The following is a 19,314-nucleotide window of genomic DNA, read 5'->3' as shown; positions in this document are numbered from 1 at the left end:
AAACATGAACGATACGACCGCAACCCCGACCTTCAAGCCGAAGAAGTCCGTCGCCCTGTCCGGCACCGCCGCCGGCAACACCGCGCTGTGCAGCGTGGGCCGCAGCGGCAACGACCTGCACTACCGCGGCTACGACATCCTGGACCTGGCCAACACCAGCGAGTTCGAGGAAATCGCCTACCTGCTGGTGCACGGCAAGCTGCCGACCCGCGCCGAGCTGGTTTCGTACAAGGCCAAACTGAAGTCGCTGCGTGGCATTCCTGCTGCGGTGAAGGCGGCGCTGGAAGAGCTTCCGCCGTCGGCACACCCGATGGACGTGATGCGTACCGGCGTGTCCGTGCTCGGCTGCGTGGCGCCGGAGAAGGACGACCACAACCATCCGGGCGCGCGTGACATCGCCGACAAGCTGATGGCCTGCCTCGGTTCGATGCTGCTGTACTGGTACCACTGGAGCCACAACGGCCGCGCCATCGACGTGGAAACCGACGATGACTCGATCGGTGGCCACTTCCTGCACCTGCTGCACGGCGAGAAGCCGCAGGAATCGTGGGTGAAGGCGATGCACACCTCGCTGATCCTGTACGCGGAGCACGAGTTCAACGCCTCGACGTTCACCTGCCGCGTCATCGCCGGCACCGGCAGCGACATGTACAGCGCGATCTGCGGTGGCATCGGCGCGCTGCGCGGTCCGAAGCACGGCGGCGCCAACGAAGTGGCGTTCGAAGTGCAGAAGCGCTACGACAGTCCCGATGAGGCCGAGGAAGACATCAAGGCCCGCGTCGAGCGCAAGGAAGTGGTGATCGGTTTCGGCCACCCGGTCTACACCGTCTCTGATCCGCGCAACAAGGTGATCAAGGACGTGGCCCGCGAGCTGTCCGAAGAGCAGTCGAGCATGAAGATGTACAACATCGCCGAACGCCTGGAATCGGTGATGTGGGACATCAAGAAGATGTTCCCGAACCTGGACTGGTTCAGCGCCGTCAGCTACCACATGATGGGCGTGCCGACCGCGATGTTCACTCCCCTGTTCGTGATCGCCCGCACCGCCGGCTGGAGCGCGCACATCGTCGAGCAGCGTATCGACGGCAAGATCATCCGCCCGAGCGCCAACTACATCGGTCCGGAAGACCGCGACTTCGTCGCCATCGACAAGCGCGTCTGATCCACCTGCCGTACCCATCCGGCCGGCCGCGTGCCGGCCGGGTGCTTTCGCCGCCGCACCGCCGGCACCCGGCCCGCCCCAAGTACTCCGCCAGCCCATGAATACCGATTACCGCAAGAACCTCCCCGGCAGCGCGCTGGATTATTTCGACGCGCGTGCCGCTGTCGATGCGATCCAGCCCGGCGCCTACGCCACCCTGCCGTACACCTCGCGCGTGCTGGCCGAGAACCTGGTGCGTCGCTGCGATCCGGCCACGCTCGGCGATTCGCTGAAGCAGCTGATCGAGCGCCGTCGCGACCTCGATTTCCCGTGGTTCCCGGCGCGCGTGGTCTGCCACGACATCCTCGGCCAGACCGCGCTGGTGGACCTGGCCGGCCTGCGTGATGCGATCGCCGACAAGGGTGGCGACCCGGCCAAGGTCAACCCGGTTGTGCCGGTGCAGCTGATCGTCGATCACTCGCTGGCGGTGGAGTGCGGTGGTTTCGATCCGCAGGCGTTCGAAAAGAACCGCGCGATCGAAGATCGTCGCAATGAAGACCGTTTCCACTTCATCGACTGGACCAAGCAGGCATTCCAGAACGTGGATGTGATTCCGCCGGGCAACGGCATCATGCACCAGATCAACCTGGAGAAGATGTCTCCGGTGATCTACGTGCAGGACGGCGTGGCCTTCCCGGATACCTGCGTGGGCACCGACAGCCACACCCCGCACGTGGATGCGCTGGGCGTGATCGCCATTGGTGTGGGTGGTCTGGAAGCGGAGAACGTGATGCTGGGCCGCGCGTCGTGGATGCGCCTGCCCGACACCGTCGGTGTCGAACTGACTGGCCGCCCGCAGCCGGGCATCACCGCCACCGACGTGGTGCTGGCGTTGACCGAGTTCCTGCGCAGGGAACGCGTGGTCGGCGCGTGGCTTGAATTCTTCGGCGAGGGTGCCGCGGCACTGACCATCGGTGACCGTGCCACCATCTCCAACATGTGCCCCGAATACGGGGCCACCGCCGCGATGTTCTACATCGACGCGCAGACCACCGATTACCTGCGCCTGACCGGGCGCGAGGAGTCGCAGGTAGCGCTGGTGGAAAACTACGCACGTACCACCGGTCTGTGGGCCGACGATCTGGCGACCGCGCAGTACGAGCGCGTGCTGCACTTCGACCTGTCCAGCGTGGTGCGCAACATGGCTGGCCCGTCCAACCCGCACAAGCGCGTGGCCACTGCCGATCTGGCCGAGCGCGGCATCGCCGACGAGGCCAAGCTGGAAGCGGGCAAGGCCGAGCAGGCGCAGGGCCTGATGCCCGATGGCGCGGTGATCATCGCGGCCATCACCAGCTGCACCAACACCTCCAATCCGCGCAACGTGATCGCCGCCGCACTGCTGGCGCGCAACGCCAACGCACGTGGCCTGCAGCGCAAGCCGTGGGTGAAGTCGTCGCTGGCGCCGGGTTCCAAGGCCGTCCAGCTGTACCTGGAAGAATCCGGCCTGCTGCCGGACCTGGAGCAGCTCGGCTTCGGCATCGTCGCCTTCGCGTGCACTACCTGCAATGGCATGAGTGGTGCGCTGGATCCGAAGATCCAGCAGGAAATCATCGACCGTGACCTGTATTCCACGGCCGTGCTGTCGGGTAACCGCAACTTCGATGGCCGCATCCATCCGTACGCCAAGCAGGCCTTCCTGGCGTCGCCACCGCTGGTGATCGCCTATGCCATCGCCGGCACTGTGCGCTTTGACATCGAGAAGGACGTGCTGGGCGTGGACGCCGACGGCAACGAGGTGCGCCTGAAGGACATCTGGCCGAGCGACGCCGAGATCGACGCGGTGGTGAAGGCCTCGGTGAAGCCCGAGCAGTTCCGCAAGGTCTACAACCCGATGTTCAACGTGCGCGTGGAGCACGGCGCCGCGGTCAGCCCGCTGTACGACTGGCGCCCGCAGAGCACCTACATCCGTCGTCCTCCGTACTGGGAGGGCGCACTGGCCGGCGAGCGCACGCTGGCAGGCATGCGCGCGCTGGCGGTGCTGCCGGACAACATCACCACCGACCACCTGTCGCCGTCCAACGCGATTCTGGCGTCCAGTGCCGCCGGCGAATACCTCGCGAAGATGGGCCTGCCGGAAGAGGACTTCAATTCCTACGCCACCCATCGCGGCGACCACCTGACCGCGCAGCGCGCCACCTTCGCCAATCCGAAGCTGTTCAACGAAATGGTGCGCAATGACGACGGCAGCGTGAAGCAGGGTTCGCTGGCGCGCGTGGAGCCGGAAGGCAAGGTGATGCGCATGTGGGAGGCGATCGAGACCTACATGGAGCGCAAGCAGCCGCTGATCATCATCGCCGGCGCCGACTACGGCCAGGGCAGCTCGCGTGACTGGGCCGCAAAGGGCGTGCGCCTGGCTGGCGTCGAGGCGATCGTGGCCGAGGGCTTCGAACGCATCCACCGTACCAACCTGATCGGCATGGGCGTGCTGCCGCTGGAGTTCAAGCCGGGCACCACCCGCCTGACCGTGGGGATCGACGGTACCGAGACCTTTGACGTGATCGGCGAGCGTACCCCGCGTGCCGAACTGACCCTGGTCATCCACCGCCGCGACGGCCAGGACGTGATCGTGCCGGTCACCTGCCGCCTGGACAGCGACGAGGAAGTGGCGATCTACGAGGCCGGCGGCGTGCTGCAGCGCTTCGCCCAGGACTTCCTGGAAGGCGCCAAGGTGGCGTAAGGCAGCAGATAGCTGACTTGTATCGAGTTGCCGCCATGCTGGCTTCGGCCCGCATGGCGGTGGTCACGGAGGAGAGGGGTGTTGCCCCATCTGCATGGGAACGGCGTTCTACAACATCGCAGGCACGGTCAACACCGCCTTCATCCTGCTGAGCCTATTGGGTGTGGGCGCGCAGTTGCGCCTGGTGCGCAACCGTCGGGAGCGTGCGGACGCGACTGACAGCGCCACTGCAGTATTGTCGCTGAATCAATTCACGGTCAGCTTCCTGGCGTACCTGTCTTTCTTCGTCTATGGCTACAGCGTCACGCCGTTCAATCACTTCATTGTCTGGCCACGCTTGCTCGCGTCGGTGCTGGTCATGGCCATCCTGGTGGAGATCTGGCGCGACCGACGGAATCGCTCCGCGACGACCAGCGTGTTGGCAGCCGCGCTGCTGCTGATCTGCGCGCTGACCGGCTTGGCCTGGGGTGATCGTCACGCGGACGAGGGCAGGGTGGTGGCCAGTGCGATGATCGTGGCCATCACTGCCTTGCTGGCGCAGGGCTATACGCATCAGATCCTGTTGATCCTTCGCAATGGCCATACCGGTGCAGTGTCGCTGCGGATGAGCCAGTGGATCCTGCTCATGGACCTGTCCACGATCGTATTTGCCTTCGCCATGGGCCTACGGATGGGATGGCCGTTGCTGCTGCTGGCAGTGGTGAGTGGCAGTACCAAGCTGGTCATCCTGTACCTGTTCCGATGGCAGCAGGGAACGTCCGCGCGGGCGCGGCGAAGTCATACTGGAGCGCCTGCGTGATGGCGAAGGCCTCTTTAAGCAACGGCTGGCGCTTTCTGCCCTTGTCGTTGCCTTTGGTGCCTCGCAGACTGTCGCGTGACAGTTCCGCAGTGGAGGTCTATATGGTCAATGTCAACGTGGTGCTGACTGATGAGCTCAAACAGTTCGTGGACCAGGAAGTTCGTGAAGGCGACTACGCCAGCGCTTCCGAGTACGTTCGCGACCTTATCCGTCAGCGTCGGCGAAGCAAGGCTGAAGACCTGCTTCGCCAGTTGATCGCTGAAGGTCTTGCTTCGGGGCCTCCGGCCCCCTGCCTCTGGGGCACTTCCAGAAACTGCTCGAGCGCGCATCGAATCGAAGATGAAGCCAGTACATATGGCCCACCTTAGGGCGGTGCACGGCTCCCAGAGAATTGTTTCACTGCACACAGGAACCCGATCCATGACCTTCCTCCCGCAACTCCGTATTCCCGCTACCTACATGCGCGGTGGCACCAGCAAGGGCGTGTTCTTCCGCCTGCAGGACCTGCCCGAGGCCGCGCAGGTGCCGGGCGCCGCACGCGATGCACTGCTGATGCGCGTGATCGGCTCGCCCGATCCGTATGGCAAGCAGACCGATGGCATGGGCGGTGCAACGTCCAGCACCAGCAAATGCGTGATCATCTCCACCGCTTCTGTGCCGGACCACGATGTGGACTACCTGTACGGCCAGGTCTCGATCGATACCGCCTTCGTCGACTGGAGCGGCAACTGCGGCAACCTCAGCACTGCGGTCGGCCCGTTCGCGATTGCCAACGGCCTGATCGATCCCGCCCGCGTGCCGCGCGATGGCCTGTGCACCGTACGCATCTGGCAGGCCAACATCGGCAAGACCATCATCGCGCACGTGCCGATGCGCGATGGCGAAGTACAGGAGACCGGCGATTTCGAGCTGGATGGCGTGACCTTCCCGGCGGCCGAGATCCAGCTGGAATTCATCGATCCGTCCGACGACGGTGATGCGGGCGCGATGTTCCCGACCGGCAATCTGGTCGATACATTGGACGTGCCCGGCGTGGGCAGCTTCGAGGTGACCATGATCACCGCCGGCATCCCGACCATCTTCCTCAACGCCGCCGACCTCGGCTACACCGGGACCGAGCTGCAGCCGGCAATCAACGAAGACAAGGCGGCACTACAGAAGTTCGAGACCATTCGTGCCTACGGCGCGCTGCGCATGGGCCTGATCAACACGCTGGAAGACGCGGCAACCCGCCAGCACACACCGAAGGTCGCCTTCGTGGCACCGGCACAGGACTACGTGTCGTCCAGCGGCAAGGCCATTCCGGCCTCGGCGATCGACCTGCATGCGCGTGCGCTGTCGATGGGCAAGCTGCATCACGCGATGATGGGGACCGCCGCCGTGGCGATCGGTACCGCAGCGGCGATTCCGGGCACGCTGGTCAATCGCGCGGCCGGTGGCGGCGAACGCGAAGCAGTAACCTTCGGCCATCCCTCCGGCACGCTGCGCGTGGGCGCGCTGGCCGGCCTCGTTGACGGCCAGTGGACGGTGACCAAGGCCATCATGAGCCGCAGCGCCCGCGTATTGATGGAAGGCAAGGTGCGGGTACCGGCCGAGTAACCAGCCGAACGGCGCCGGCATCACATGCTCTGGTGGATGCCAACCTTGGTTGGCATTGCATTGGCACCGCCCGGGTACGGTCCAGCGCCAGCCTAGGTTGGCGATTACCGGGAGGCGCGGCCTGACCTGCTTCTGAAGAGGAGATCGACGATGTCCGACAACCACACCCCATCCAACGAGCGTGCAGCGTGGGATGCACTGCTGGTGGATATCGTCGATTACGTGCGCGATGCCCGCATCGACTCTCCGCTGGCCTTCCAGACCGCGCACCACTGCCTGCTCGATACGCTGGGCTGTGGCCTGGAAGCGCTGTCCTTCCCGGCCTGCAGCAAGCTGCTCGGGCCGCTGGTGCCAGGCATCAGCGTGGTCAACGGCGCGCGCGTACCGGGCACGCACTACGTGCTGGATCCGGTGCAGGCCGCCTTCAACATCGGCGCAATGGTGCGCTGGCTGGATTTCAACGACACCTGGCTCGCCGCCGAATGGGGGCACCCGTCGGACAACCTGGGCGGCATCCTCGCCGTCTGCGATTGGCTGGGCCGCAACGCGCAGGCCCTGCGCCGACCGCCGCCGACCGTGCACGACGTGTTGCTGGCGATGATCAAGGCGCACGAGATCCAGGGCGTGCTGGCCCTGCAGAACTCCTTCAACCAGGTCGGGCTGGACCATGTGGTGCTGGTCAAGGTCGCCACCACGGCGGTGGTCTCGCAGCTGCTCGGGCTGGACCGCGAGCGCATGCTCAATGCGCTGTCGCTGGCCTGGGTCGATGGCCAAGCGCTGCGCACCTACCGGCACGCACCCAACACCGGCTCGCGCAAGAGCTGGGCGGCCGGCGATGCGACCAGCCGTGGCGTGCGCCTGGCCTTGATGGCAGCCAGCGGTGAGATGGGCTATGCCAGCGTGCTGAGCGCGCCAACCTGGGGCTTCGAGGCCGTGTCCATGCGCGGTCAGGCACTGACGCTGGGGCGACCGTTAGGCAGCTATGTGATGGAGAACGTGCTGTTCAAGATCAGCTACCCGGCCGAGTTCCACGGCCAGACCGCAGTGGAGGCCGCGGTCATGCTGCACCAGCAGTTGCTTGCGATGGGGCGGCGGGTCGAGGACATTGCGCACATCGCGATCCGGACCCAGGAAGCCTGCATCCGCATCATCGACAAGCAGGGCCCACTGCATAACCCGGCCGACCGCGACCACTGCGTGCAGTACATGGTCGCCATCGCATTGCTGCATGGGCGGCTGGTGGCAGAGGACTACGAGGACGATGTGGCGGCGGATCCGCGCATCGATGCACTGCGCGCGAAGATGGGCTGTCATGAGGATCCGCAGCTCAGCGCCGATTACCTGGACCCGGACAAGCGCAGCATCGCCAACGGCCTGAGTGTGCGCTTCAGCGACGGTACTGAGCTGCCCGAGGTACTGGTGGAATACCCGCTGGGCCACGCGCGCCGACGTGAGGAGGGCATTCCGTTGCTGATGGACAAGTTCCGCCGGCACCTGGCCCACCGCTTCCCGACCACCCAGCAGCAGCGCATCCTGGCCGCATCGCTGGACCCTGTGGCGCTGGCGGCGATGCCGGTGACCGACTACGTGGACCTGTACCTGCCGGGCTAGAGCGATCGGTAGTGCCGGCCGCTGGCCGGCAATTCCATCCAATCTGCCATGCCGGTTGCCGGCCAGCGGCCGGCACTACCCGCACTTGGGGCAATTGCCGAATTCGCGTCAACACTTTGACGTGGCCTGCCTATAATGGCCGCCTCGATCAAGGAGTGACGACATGAGCGGTCCGGCACGGCGGAAGCGGTGGGGATGGGCGGCGGCGGTACTGGCAGGAGGCCTGTTGCTGGGCCTGGCTGGCTGCCGCAATGACAGCGGGCAGCTGCCCAAGGCCAGCGGTGAAGCCATCACCACCAAGGCCGAGCAGGTGAAGGAATTCACCCTGCTGCGTGCCTACCCGGACCAGAAGAATGACGGCCTGTCGCTGGCGCTGGAGTTCTCGCGCCCGCTGGTCGGCACCCAGGATTTCGACAAGCTGGTGCGCTTCGAAGAGAAGGTCGGCACCGACGACAGCAGCTGGACGCTGTCCGATGACGGCCTGACCCTGCGCTACCCGTTCGTCGAGGCCGGCAAGGAGTTCAGCCTGGTGGTCTCGCCGGACCTGCTGGCCGCCGATGGCAGCCGCCTGGGCAAGGAGCTGAAACAGAAGGTGTTCAGCGGCGAGCTGAAACCGGTGGTCGGCTTCGCCTCGCAGGGCAGCGTGCTGCCGGCCAAGGACAGTCGTGGCCTGCCGGTGGTCTCGGTGAACGTGCCGGAGGTCGACGTCGAGTTCCTGCGCGTGCGCGAGAAGGACCTGCCGACCTTCTTCAGCCAGTACCAGCGCGGTGGCCGCCGCGGCAGCTGGGAGCTGAGCAGCGACTACGAGCGCAGCCCGATCAACAAGCTGGCAGAGCCGGTCTACGTCAACCGCTTCATCCTGGGCGGCAAGAAGAACGAGCGGGTGCTGACCTACCTGCCGACCCAGGACATCAAGGAACTGCAGGAGCCGGGCCTGTACTTCGCCCTGCTCAAGCGCACCGGTGACTACGAAGGCGAGTTCGATACCGCGTTCTTCTCGGTCAGCGACATCGGCCTGCATACCCGCGCCTACAAGGACAAGCTGTTCGTCCATACCGCCGGCCTGAAGGACGGCGCGCCGCTGAAGGGCATCGACCTGCGCGTGCTCGATGCCAAGGGCGAGGTGGTGCTGAAGGGCAGCACCGACGGCAATGGCAATGCGCTGCTGAACTACACCCTGGATGCCACCCACGTGCTGGTCGCCAGCACCGGCAAGGACACCAGCTTCCTGCCGTTCAACCAGCCGGCGCTGGACCTGAGCGAATTCGCCGTGGCCGGCCGTGACAATGCCTGGTTCGACGTCTACGCCTGGTCCGGCCGCGACCTGTACCGCCCGGGCGAGACCGTGCGCCTGTCCGCCCTGCTGCGCGACAACGACGGCAAGCCGGTCAAGGCGCAACCGGTATTCCTGCGGCTGAAGCAGCCCGACGGCAAGACCTTCCGCGAGACCCGCCTGCAGCCGGGCGACCAGGGCTACATCAACTTCGAGCAGGTCATTCCCGCCGAGGCGCCGACCGGGCGCTGGCAGGTCGAGTTCCGCACCGACCCGGCCAGCAAGGAAGCGATCCAGGGCATGACCCTGCGCATCGAGGAATTCCTGCCGGAACGCATGAAGCTGGACTTGGACAGCGCGCAGAAGACGCTGAAGCCGGGTGAGGACCTGCGCCTGCAGGCCAATGGTGCCTATCTGTACGGGGCACCGGCCAATGGCAACCGCTTCACGGCACGTATGGCGGTGGCCGCCGAGCAGAAGCCGGTGGAGGGCCTGCCGGGCTATTTCTTCGGTGACCCGACCCTGCAGCTGCCGCGCGAGGCCAAGGACGTGATCGATACCACGCTGCCGGGCAACGGCCAGCTGCGTGAGGACGTCGCGTTGCCGGAAGAGGCAGCCAAGGCCAAGGCGCCGATTGCCGTAGTGCTGTCCGGCAGCCTGTATGAAACCGGTGGCCGCACGGTCACCCGTACCCTGAAGCGGGTGATGTGGCCGGCCAACGCCCTGGTCGGTGTACGCCCGCTGTTCAACCCGGAGGACGGTGCCGATTCCAACGGCAACGCGCGCTTCGAATTGATGCGCGTGGATGCTGCTGGTACGCCGCAGCCGGCCAAGGGCTTGAAGATCACTCTGGTGCGCGAGCTGCGCGACTACCACTGGACCTTCAACGACAACCGCTGGGACTACGATTTCACCCGCCGTTTCGAGAACAAGGAAACCCGCACCGTCGATGCCGGCAGCAGTGCGGTCGCCTTCGATTTCCCGGTGGAGTGGGGCGAGTACCGGGTGGACGTGTTCGACCCGTCCACCGGCCTGACCAGCCGTTACCCGTTCCGCGCCGGCTGGAGCTGGGGTGATGACAACCGCGGCCTGGACGCGCGCCCGGACAAGATCAAGCTGGGCCTGGACAAGACCGGCTACAAGGCAGGCGACACGCTTGAGGTGACGGTGACCCCGCCGCACGCCGGCAAGGGCATCCTGATGGTCGAGACCGACCGCATGCTGTACGTGCAGGACATCGACGCCAAGCCGGGTTCGACCTTCAAGATTCCGGTCACCGCTGACTGGGAGCGCCACGACGTCTACATCACCGCGCTGGTGTTCCGCGGCGGCAGTGCGCCGAGCAAGATCACCCCGGCCCGTGCGGTGGGCGTGGTGCACGTGCCGATGGACCGCAAGGGGCGCACCGTGGCCGTCGGCCTGGCAGCGCCCAAGCAGATGCGACCGGAACAGGACCTGCCGGTGACGGTCAGCGCACCGCAGCTGGCCGGCAAAATGGCGCACGTCACGGTCTCGGCGGTGGACGTGGGCATCCTCAACATCACCCGCTTCCCGGTGCCCGATGCCGGTGCGCACTTCTTCGCCCAGCGTCGCCTCGGCATCGATGCCTACGACATCTACAGCCGGGTGATCGAGAGCTTTGACGGCGGCGCCGGCAAGCTGAAGTTCGGTGGCGACATGGCGCTGCAGGCGTTGCCGCAGGCCAAGCGCCCGACCGCGCGCGTGCAGACCGTGGACCTGTTCTCTGGCCCGGTGCAGCTCGATGCCAAGGGCATCGCCCGCATCCGCCTGAAGGTGCCGGACTTCAACGGTACCCTGCGGGTGTCGGCACTGGTCTACAGCGATGACCAGTACGGCAAGCGCGACGTGGAAACCGTTGTGCGCGCGCCGATCCTGGCTGAAGCCAGCATGCCGCGCGTGCTCGCTCCGGGCGACCGCAGCACCGTGACCCTGGATGTGCAGAACTTCACCGGCAAGCCGGGCCAGTTCAACGTGAAGGTGGAAAGCGAGGGCCCGCTGAACCTGGGCGAAGGCAGCCGCAGCGTGCAGTTGAATGCCGACGCCAAGACCACGTTGAGCTTCCCGCTTTCGGCACGCGAGGGCCACAGCGTGGCCAAGGTGCGGGTGCGGGTGGACGGCAACGGCTTCAAGGCCGATCGCCGTTACGACCTGCCGGTGCGTGCGGCGTGGCCGCAGGTGCTGCGTTCGCAGGTGCGCACGCTTGATCCTTTGGCCGCGGTCAGCCTCGACAACAGCCTGACCGATGGCCTGATGGCCGAGTCGGTGAATGCCCGCCTGCTGGTCAGCCCGCTGCCGCCGATCCCGTTCGCCAGTGCGCTGCAGGGTGCATTGAACTACCCGTATGGCTGTGCCGAGCAGACCACCAGCAAGGGCTACGCCGCGCTGATCCTGGACCAGGCAACATCGTCGATGCTCGGTGCCGACGGGCTGGATGCCAAGACCCGCCGCGAGCGCATGGAAGGTGCGTTTGGCCGCCTGGCGTCGATGCAGGTGGCCAATGGCAACTTCTCGATGTGGGGTGACGACGGCTACGTGAACCCGTGGCTGACCCCGTACATCACCGAGTTCCTGCTCGATGCCAAGGACGCCGGCTTCGCCGTGCCCGACAACGTGCTGCAGAAGGCACTCAACCGCCTCAGCGAGGATCTGCTGTCCGGTGGCAACCAGTTCTATGGCCAGGACGACCGCGAGAAACTGAAGTTCGCCAACCAGGCGTACTCGGGCTACGTGCTGGCCAGGGTCAACCGTGCGCCGCTGGGTACCCTGCGCACGCTGTACGACAACGAGCGCAGCAAGGCGGTCGGCGGCCTGTCGCTGGTCCACCTGGGCGTGGCGCTGTCGTTGCAGGGCGATGCCAAGCGCGGCCAGGCCGCGCTGGCGGCGGCCTTCGCCAAGTCCAGCAGCGAACGCCCGTCGTACTTCGGCGACTACGGCAGTGCGATCCGTGATGACGCGCTGATGATCGCGCTGACCCACGAAAACAAGCTGGCCAAGCCGGCCTGGGATGCACGTGCGGTTGACCTCGGCCGCGGCCTGGATGCGCGCCGCAATGCCGGCTGGATGTGGCTGAGTACGCAGGAACAGGTGGCGATTGCCCGCCTTGGCAAGGCGCTTGCTGCCAACCAGAAGGCGCTGGTGGCCGGTGAACTGGTGATCGGTGGCAACACCGAAGCCATCGGCGAACGCAAGCTGTTCGGCCGCAACTTCAGTGCAAATGAACTCGCCAGCGGCGTGCGCTTCACCCCGCAGGGCCAGCCGCCGATGTTCGCCAGCATCGACGTGGCCGGTATCCCGCGCAGCGCGCCGGCACCGGATAACAGCGTGCTGGGCGTCGAGCGCAGCTACTACGGCACCGATGGCAAGCCGTGGTCGCCGCGGCCGCTGAAGGAAGGCGAAGCCCTGATCGTGCGCGTCACCGTCACCGCTGACACCACGATGCCCGATGCACTGCTGACCGACCTGCTGCCGGCCGGCCTGGAGATCGAGAACTTCAACCTGGGCGATGCCAAGCAGTGGGCCGACGTGGTGGTCGATGGCATCACCATCAGCGACCGGGGTGAAGCCGCCGATACCAAGCACGAGGAATTCCGCGACGACCGCTACGTGGCCGCGCTGAAGCTCTCGCGTGGCAGCAAGGCCAACGTGTTCTACCTGGTGCGCGCGGTGACCCCGGGTACCTACTCGGTGCCGCCGCCGCTGGTGGAGGACATGTACCGGCCGCAGCTGCGCGGCGTCGGCCGCAGCAACCCGACCACGATCACGGTGGTACAGCCGTGACCGCGCGGACGGGCCGCGACGGTGCGGCCCGTCCAGCTGGCAAGCTCCAATGCGGCACGCTGCAATGAAGAACACGATGACGACCCGGCTGGCGACCCTGCGCCGCCGGCTGCAGCCACTGTGGCCGTGGCTGCGCTGGGGTATGGCCGCCACGCTGGCACTGCTGCTGGTGCTGGATTTCGTCTTCCCGCCGCCTCTGCCGAAGCAACGCGATACCAGCACTCTGGTGGTGGCTGCCGATGGCACGCCGCTGCGTGCGTTCGCCGACGCCGAGGGCGTGTGGCGTTATCCGGCATCGACCGACAGCGTCTCGCCGCTGTACCTGCAGGCGCTGCTGACCTACGAAGACCGCTGGTTCTGGCGCCATCCGGGCATCAACCCGCTGGCGATCCTGCGTGCCAGTGGCCAGCTGCTGCGCGGTGGTCGCATCGTGTCCGGTGGCTCGACCTTGACCATGCAGGTCGCACGCATCCTCGATCCGCATACGCGCACGCCCTGGGGCAAGCTCAAGCAGATGCTGCGTGCGGTGCAGTTGGAAGTGCACCTGAGCAAGCAGCAGATCCTGGCCCTGTACCTGGAGCGCGCACCCTACGGCGGCACCATCGAGGGCGTGGAAGCGGCCAGCTGGGCCTACCTGGGCAAGCCGGCGGCGCAGCTGTCGCATGCCGAGGCGGCGTTGCTGGCGGTGCTGCCACAGGCGCCGAGCCGGCTGCGCCCGGACCGCCATCCGGAAGCGGCGCAGAAGGCACGCGACAAGGTGCTGTCACGCATGGCCGAGCTGGGCGCGTGGACAGCGGAAGAAGTGGAAGATGCGCGCATCGAGAACGTGGTCGCACGCTCGCTGCGGCCGCCGCTGCATGCCGCGTTGCTGGCACAGCGCCTGCACTCGGCGCATCCGGGCCAGGCACGCATTCAGAGCAGTATCGACATCGGCCTGCAGCGCACCCTGGAAGAACGCGTGGCCAGCTACTTCTCCACGCTGCCCGAGCGCACCTCGGCGGCCCTGCTGGTGGTCGACAACCAGACCCTGCAGGCGCGTGCCTATGTCGGCACGCTGGCGTTCGGTGACCGCCAGCGGCTCGGCCACGTGGACATGGTGCAGGCCTGGCGCTCGCCTGGGTCCACGCTCAAGCCGTTCCTGTATGCAATGGCGCTGGACGATGGCCTGATCCACTCGGAAAGCCTGCTGGTCGATGCGCCGCAGAGTTTCGGCAGCTACCGCCCCGGCAACTTCGACATGGCCTTCAATGGGCCGATCGGCGCCTCCAGCGCGCTGCGGCTGTCACTCAACGTGCCCTCGGTGGACCTGCTGCAGCGGGTCGGTCCGGCGCGCTTTGCTGCGCGCCTGTCGCACTCCGGCATCCAGCTGCGCTTCCCGCCGGGCAGCACGCCCAACCTGTCGCTGATCCTGGGCGGCACCGGTGCGCGGCTGGAAGATCTGGTCGGTGCGTTCGCCGCGCTCAACCGCAACGGCATCGCCGGGCGCGTGCGCTACACCGATGACGAACCGATGATCGAGCGGCGCCTGGCCTCGCCGGGCGCCAGCTGGATCGTGCGCGAGATGCTGGAATCGAATCCGCGGCCGGGGTATAGCGTCGGGACGTTCGATGTCGGTGGCCGCCCGCGCGTGGCGTGGAAGACCGGCACCAGTTACGGGTACCGCGATGCGTGGGCGATCGGCAGCACCCGCCACTACACCGTGGGCGTGTGGGTGGGTCGGCCGGACGGCACACCCCTACCGGGCCAGTACGGCGCGGTGACCGCGCTGCCGCTGATGTTCGAGGTGGTGGACAGCCTGCCGCGCCAGCGCGGTGACTCGGCCGCTGCGCCGATGCCGGCCAGCGTCAGCCAGGAAGACATCTGCTGGCCGACCGGTGAGCATGCCGAAGGCCTGCCTGCTGCGCTCTGCCAGCGGCTGATGCCAGCCTATCTGCTGGAAGGGGCAGCACCACCGACCTTCCCCGAACGCGAAGCACGGCGCTGGCAACCGGGTCGGCAGCGCTACCTTGCCGATGCGCGTACCGGTCTGCGTGTGTCAGCCGATTGCCGCTTGCCGCACGAAGAAGTCGCGCGCGAGATCGCGCGCTGGCCAGCGTTGCTGTCGCCGTGGCTGTCCAAGGCCACGCGCGAAGCCTCGCAGCTGCCGGCGCTGTCGCCGGACTGCCGTGATGATGGCCGCGAGGCCAGCGTTGCGCTGCACATCGATGGGCTCAACGATGGCGCCACGCTGGCGCGCGCGCCGAATTCGGAACATGGCGTACGCCTGCAGCTGCGCGCGCTGGGCAGCGAGCAGGCGGTGGACTGGTTGCTCGATGGACGCTGGATCGCACAGACGCACGGCGCGCAGCTGATGCAGCGCGAGTTCGCCGGGCCGGGCGCGCACACCTTGACCGCGCTGGCGGCAGATGGCGCGTGGACACAGGTAAGGTTCAACGTCCTGCGGTAGGTGCCAACCTTGGTTGGCACGTGATGAGTGCGCCCACCAGGGTGGGCATCTACCAAGGCGTATGCGGGGCCGCTATTCCCCGATCCACCCATCCAGCAGGTCGGCGAACTCGTCGGCGTGCTCTTCTTCCTGCGCCAGGATCTCTTCAAGGATGCGCTTGGTGGTGGTATCGCGGTCACCGATGAAGTTGATCATCTCGCGATAGCTGTCGATGGCGATGCGCTCGGCCACCAGGTTCTCGCGCACCATGTCGCGCAGGTCGCTGCCTTCCTTGTATTCGGCGTGCGAACGCGCGGTCAGCGTATCCGGGTTGAGATCCGGCTCGCCGCCCAGCTGGACGATGCGCTCGGCCAGCTTGCCGGCATGCGCCTGTTCCTGCTGTGCATGTTCCAGGAACTCGGCCTTGACCGCGTCGGCCAGCATGCCCTTGGCCATGAAGTAGTGCCGGTAGTAGCGCAGAACGCAGACGTACTCGGTGGCCAGTGCGTCGTTGAGCAGCTTGATCACCACCTCGCGGTCAGCGCTGTAGCTGTCTGTGATCGCGCCGTCTTCGAGGTTGCGGCGGGCGCGCTCGCGCAGGGTTGCGCGATCGCTGATGCCAGGAACGTTTGCGGCGGGCTTGCTGGCTTTGGCTGGCTTGCTGGACATGGCTGGCCGTTTCCTTCTGCGGTGGGGAATCAGGTGGGGAGATGCTCCAGCACGTACTCGGCCGAAGACACTTCGAACTGGCCGGGCTGTTCAACCCAGGCCTCTCGAACTACGCCGTCGTCGACGTACAGGGCAAAACGACGCGAGCGGATTCCCATGCCCGACGCGCTCGCATCAAGCTCCAGACCCAGGGCGCGGGTCAGCTCGGCGTTGCCGTCGGACAGCATCAGAAGGCCGTCGGGCACGCTCTGGTCGGCGGCCCAGGCCTTCATCACGAACGGGTCGTTGACGGCCATGCAGTAGACGTCGATGCCGCGCTGGCGGAAGGCCTCGAACTTTTCGACGTAGCCGGGAAGGTGACGTGCCGAGCACGTCGGGGTGAACGCGCCGGGCACGGCGAACAGCACCACCTTGCGCGCATCGAACAACGAATGCGTATCAAGCGTTTCAATGCCCTCGCGGATGCGCTTGAGGGTCACTTCCGGAATGCGGTCGCCGACATGGATGGTCATGGGAACTCCTTGCTGGGGCAGGCTAGTGGGCCGGATGGGACAGGGGCGTCAAGACATTGGAAACCCGGTGTGCAGGCCCCATCTTCCGGCGTTGTGGCAGGGGCTTCCAGCCACAGCGTGGCGCACGGGGATGGCAGCCGCATTGCGCAGGATCAGTCGGCCTCACCGGGGCCGCACGAGGGGCGGCGTAGCCTCGCAGGCGCGTAGAATGAACCCGGGGCGGCGCCACCGGCGCGGCCGAAGCGAATCGAGGTAGCTGGATGGAATTCAAGGATTACTACGCCACCCTGGGGGTGGAACCGAGCGCGGGCGAGGCGGAGATCAAGACCGCCTACCGCCGGCTGGCACGCAAGTACCACCCGGACGTCAGCAAGGAGGCTGGGGCCGAAGACAAGTTCAAGGCGGTCAACGAGGCCTACGAGGCGCTGCGTGATCCGGAAAAGCGCGCGGCCTACGACCAGCTGCGCGCGCAGGGCTATCGCCCGGGCGAGGAGTTCAACGTGCCGCCGAACTACGGCGGCGCCGGTGGTTTCAATTTCGAGGAAGTGTTCGGTGGCGGCGGCCCCAACGGCGGCTTCAGCGACTTCTTCGAAAGCCTGTTCGCGCGCCAGCGCGGTGGAGCGGGCGCGGGGGCCGGTCCGGGCTTCAGCAGCCAGGGCCATGCGCCCAACCGCGATACCCGCGCCAAGCTGTCGGTGCCACTGGAAGCGGCCTACAGCGGCGACAGCCTGCGCATCACCGTCAACGGCAAGCAGCTGGACGTGCGCGTGCCCAAGGGCATCCGCCCGGGCCAGGTGATCCGCCTGGCAGGGCAGGGCAACCATGGCGGCAACCTGCTGCTGGAAGTGGAATACGCCGCCCACCCGCAGTTCGAGGTCGATGGCCGCAACATCCTCTATACGCTGCCGCTCACGCCGTGGCAGGCCGCGCTGGGCACCAGCATCAGCGTGCCGACCCTGGGCGGCGCGGTGGAACTGAAGATTCCGGCCGATTCCGATGCCGGCCGCAAGCTGCGCCTGCGCGGGCGTGGCCTGCCGGGCAACCCGGATGGCGACCAGATCGTCGAGATCGAGATCGTGGCCCCGGCTGCGACCGACGAGGCGCAGAAGAAGGCGTACCGCAATCTGGCCAAGGCGTTCGGCGAGACCATTTGAAGGTACTGCCGGCCGCTGGCCGGCAACTTCATTGCCCTGGACGGTGATGCGTGGTTGCCGGCCAGCGGCCGGCACTACCGCGCGCGTCTCAGCCCTGGCCCGCGAACACGCGCTCCAGCACCTCGGACAGCTCGTCCTCCGAGAACGGCTTGGTGATGTAGGCCTTGGCGCCCTGGCGCATGCCCCACATGCGGTCGGTGTCCTGGTCCTTGGTGGTCACCAGGATCACCGGGATATGCCGGGTCGCCTCGTCGCGGGCGAGGGTACGGGTGGCTTGGAAGCCGTTGAGGTTGGGCATCACCACGTCCATCAGGACCAGGTCGGGCAGCTCGGCCTTGGCGGTTTCGACCCCGGCGGCGCCATCGGTGGCGGTCAGGATCTGGTGCCCGAGCTTCTCGACGATGCGCTGTATCCCCAACAGCTGCGACGGTGAGTCGTCGACGATCAGAATGCGTGCCATGTTGTTCCCCATGTAATGCCCGCAGTGTAGTGCGGGCCCATTACCGGCGGGAGGGCCGCGTCTGCCGTCCGTCGCCTGCCTGCGACGTTCAGTCGATCCGCACCACGGTGCGACCCAGCGAACCGCCCGCCAGCATCCGTTCGAACACGGCAGGAAGGCCATCGAGGCCGACTTCGGCGGTGCAGATGCGGTCCAGGTGCTGCGGCTTCCAGTCACTCCCCAGCCGCGACCACACTTCCTCACGCAGTCCGCGTGGCGCATTGGCCGAGGACACGCCCAGCAGCGAGACACCGCGCAGGATGAACGGCATCACCGTCATGTCCAGCGTCGGACTGGCTGCCAGGCCGGCACTGACCACGCTGCCGTAGGGCACGGTCTGCGCCAGCAGGCTGGCCAGCATGTCGCCTCCGGCATTATCGAGGCCACCCCCGAAGCGGGCCGACTGCAGCGCGCCGGTGTCGGCCAGCGCGTCGCGCGGCAGTACCTCGGTGGCGCCGATGCTGCGCAGGAATCCTGCCTGGTCCGGCTTGCCGCTGACCGCGTGCACGCTGTAGCCGGCACGGCTGAAGATGGACAGCGCCAGCGCACCGACACCGCCGCTGGCACCGGTGACCGCCAGCGGGCCGAGTTCCGGGGTCTGGCGGTTGTCCTGCATGCGCAGCAGGGCCAGCGCCGCAGTGAAGCCGGCGGTGCCCAGCACCATCGCCTCGCGTGGGGTCAGCCCGGCAGGCTGGGCGATCACCGCGCGCGATTCCAGCCGCACGTACTGGCTGTAGCCGCCGTCGCGGGTCTCGCTGAGGCCGCAGCCGGTGGCCAGCACCGCGTCGCCTTCACGCCAGTCCGGGTCGGTGCTGGCGACCACGGTGCCGGCCACATCGATGCCGCCCACCAGCGGGAAGCGGCGCAGGATCTTCCCTTTTCCAGTACCGGCCAGCGCGTCCTTGTAGTTGACCGAGGACCAGTGGGCGCGGATCAGCACCTGGCCGGGGTTGAGGTCGTCGACCCCAAGCCGGACCAGGCCGCTGCGGTAGCCGGCGTCGTCGTTTTCGATGCGGAAGGCGGTGAACGGGGTGGTGGGGGCCATCGGCGTTGCCTGACTTCGAGGAAAACACCACCTTACCCCGTTGCCCCCCTTT

Annotated in this window: 13 protein-coding genes; 9 read left to right on the top strand and 4 right to left on the bottom strand. The window is 66.7% G+C overall.

All coding sequences use genetic code 11. From position 1 onward, the window contains the following. Nucleotides 1-4 precede the first annotated feature (4 nt). From prpC to pbpC, 8 genes are all read left to right on the top strand, one after another. A complete protein-coding gene (gene prpC, locus AC5P9P_RS07855) occupies nucleotides 5-1,162 on the top strand; it encodes a bifunctional 2-methylcitrate synthase/citrate synthase (protein ID WP_005410655.1) in 1,158 nt (385 codons plus the stop codon). A 97-nt stretch (nucleotides 1,163-1,259) separates the two neighbouring features. Then, complete coding sequence (gene acnD, locus AC5P9P_RS07850; protein WP_184014043.1) at nucleotides 1,260-3,878, top strand: Fe/S-dependent 2-methylisocitrate dehydratase AcnD; 2,619 nt, start codon at nucleotides 1,260-1,262, stop codon at nucleotides 3,876-3,878. A 94-nt stretch (nucleotides 3,879-3,972) separates the two neighbouring features. Continuing rightward, a complete protein-coding gene (locus AC5P9P_RS07845; protein ID WP_033835384.1) occupies nucleotides 3,973-4,677 on the top strand; it encodes a hypothetical protein in 705 nt (234 codons plus the stop codon). Continuing rightward, on the top strand, nucleotides 4,677-5,045 hold the full coding sequence (locus AC5P9P_RS07840) for a type II toxin-antitoxin system ParD family antitoxin (RefSeq protein ID WP_231522733.1): 369 nt from the start codon (nucleotides 4,677-4,679) through the stop codon (nucleotides 5,043-5,045). Before AC5P9P_RS07845 ends, AC5P9P_RS07840 begins: the two co-directional genes overlap by 1 nt. Nucleotides 5,046-5,097: 52 nt before the next feature. Continuing rightward, nucleotides 5,098-6,276: a 2-methylaconitate cis-trans isomerase PrpF gene (gene prpF, locus AC5P9P_RS07835; RefSeq protein ID WP_049431667.1), complete on the top strand. Its 1,179-nt coding sequence runs from the start codon at nucleotides 5,098-5,100 to the stop codon at nucleotides 6,274-6,276. 150 nt (nucleotides 6,277-6,426) lie between these two features. Next, nucleotides 6,427-7,887, top strand: coding sequence for a bifunctional 2-methylcitrate dehydratase/aconitate hydratase (locus AC5P9P_RS07830; protein WP_049431665.1), 1,461 nt, complete (start codon nucleotides 6,427-6,429; stop codon nucleotides 7,885-7,887). Nucleotides 7,888-8,050: 163 nt separating this feature from the next. Next, entirely contained in the window at nucleotides 8,051-12,958 is a 4,908-nt protein-coding gene (locus AC5P9P_RS07825) for an alpha-2-macroglobulin family protein (RefSeq protein WP_049404546.1), read from the top strand. 64 nt (nucleotides 12,959-13,022) lie between these two features. Continuing rightward, nucleotides 13,023-15,404, top strand: coding sequence for a penicillin-binding protein 1C (gene pbpC, locus AC5P9P_RS07820; RefSeq protein ID WP_049431662.1), 2,382 nt, complete (start codon nucleotides 13,023-13,025; stop codon nucleotides 15,402-15,404). Nucleotides 15,405-15,476: 72 nt separating this feature from the next. Here the strand turns inward: pbpC and AC5P9P_RS07815 are convergent, their stop codons facing one another. Further along, nucleotides 15,477-16,052 (bottom strand): ferritin-like domain-containing protein, encoded by a 576-nt coding sequence (locus AC5P9P_RS07815; RefSeq protein WP_005410647.1) that lies wholly within the window; start codon nucleotides 16,050-16,052, stop codon nucleotides 15,477-15,479. A 29-nt stretch (nucleotides 16,053-16,081) separates the two neighbouring features. Continuing rightward, the gene (locus AC5P9P_RS07810; RefSeq protein ID WP_005410646.1) at nucleotides 16,082-16,564 is read right to left on the bottom strand and encodes a peroxiredoxin; all 483 of its coding nucleotides are present in this window, start codon (nucleotides 16,562-16,564) and stop codon (nucleotides 16,082-16,084) included. Between the two features lie 260 nt (nucleotides 16,565-16,824). Here AC5P9P_RS07810 and AC5P9P_RS07805 point away from each other — a divergent pair, with 260 nt between their 5' ends. Beyond that, on the top strand, nucleotides 16,825-17,718 hold the full coding sequence (locus AC5P9P_RS07805) for a DnaJ C-terminal domain-containing protein (RefSeq protein WP_005410645.1): 894 nt from the start codon (nucleotides 16,825-16,827) through the stop codon (nucleotides 17,716-17,718). Between the two features lie 88 nt (nucleotides 17,719-17,806). On the opposite strand, the gene pilH is transcribed toward AC5P9P_RS07805, so the two are convergent. Both pilH and AC5P9P_RS07795 read right to left on the bottom strand, forming a co-directional pair. Then, nucleotides 17,807-18,178 carry a twitching motility response regulator PilH gene (pilH, locus tag AC5P9P_RS07800; protein ID WP_005410644.1) on the bottom strand — a complete coding sequence of 124 codons (372 nt, stop codon included), beginning with the start codon at nucleotides 18,176-18,178 and terminating at the stop codon, nucleotides 17,807-17,809. A gap of 88 nt (nucleotides 18,179-18,266) precedes the next feature. Further along, nucleotides 18,267-19,262: a YhdH/YhfP family quinone oxidoreductase gene (locus AC5P9P_RS07795; RefSeq protein ID WP_005410643.1), complete on the bottom strand. Its 996-nt coding sequence runs from the start codon at nucleotides 19,260-19,262 to the stop codon at nucleotides 18,267-18,269. Nucleotides 19,263-19,314 lie beyond the last annotated feature (52 nt).

The sequence above is a fragment of the Stenotrophomonas sp. YJH_SMC_14-1 genome (assembly GCF_059372275.1).
This window is presented reverse-complemented; position numbering and strand designations above follow the sequence as displayed.